Annotated in this window: 1 protein-coding gene and 1 pseudogene; both read right to left on the bottom strand. The window is 29.9% G+C overall.

Features of this window, described 5'->3' with window-relative positions; all coding sequences use genetic code 11:
• Positions 1-87 (bottom strand): annotated as a pseudogene (locus WFH18_RS17570) (Ohr subfamily peroxiredoxin); the annotation flags it as partial.
• Between the two features lie 478 nt (positions 88-565).
• Positions 566-826: a hypothetical protein gene (locus WFH18_RS17575; protein WP_336755384.1), complete on the bottom strand. Its 261-nt coding sequence runs from the start codon at positions 824-826 to the stop codon at positions 566-568.
• Positions 827-839: the final 13 nt, after the last annotated feature.

An 839-nucleotide genomic window follows, 5' to 3' on the forward strand; every position in this document is an offset into this window, starting at 1 on the left:
TTTTAGTTCTAAGATACCATCTTCACTACGAATATTTCCTGAACGTCCACCGATTGCTTTAACCTGGGTAGAATAAAGATTACTCATTTTGATTACCTTTAAATAAATACATTGTGTGCAATATAATTGCACACAATGTATTTATGTCAACTGTTTTTTATATTCCATTTAACATAATGGCGGTTATACGAAATTAGTAGTTTTTACGCGGAATTCCTAACGTATTCATCTTTTGTCTTATATCTTTATTTTTACCAATAGGTAAAATATATTCATAACCTACATCGAAAAGTAGGTAATTAAGAAAAAATTACAGCGTTTTATAAGCCTTATAGTAACGGGAGAGACTATAGGGCTTTTTATTTATCTTAATATTCATATATCTATGATGAAGCCATGATACTCTGCGATATAAAAAACCGGCTTGAGAATAGACCGGTCTTTTATGATATTTGCTAAAATACTCTTTTGAAATATAAAAAACTAAGCGTGTATAGCACTGGGTCTAGGTGTTTTTTGGGCTTAGTTATTAGCGTTAGTTAAATAAGTATAAGTCAATTTTTACCTAATGGATTTGCTTTTCAACTAGTTCCAATTTGTTTAATGCTTGCCCTTTTTTATGATCATTATTAATCTTTACAACTAGAGCTAAAATAAAAACCATCACTATAAAAACAAGTAAAATCAAATGCTTTTTCATCATTAATCCCTTCTTTTGATCTTTAAGAATGCCTTGTTCCTTTGTAAATAGATATGACATAAGGGAAGCACTGATACAAGCCTTTTTAAATGACTTTAGCAACTCGATAAACAGTTGCAACTCCACAATTCACTGCTTT

Origin of the sequence: Acinetobacter sp. USHLN143, assembly GCF_037145695.1 — a bacterium.
Taxonomy (GTDB): Bacteria; Pseudomonadota; Gammaproteobacteria; order Pseudomonadales; family Moraxellaceae; genus Acinetobacter; species Acinetobacter fasciculus.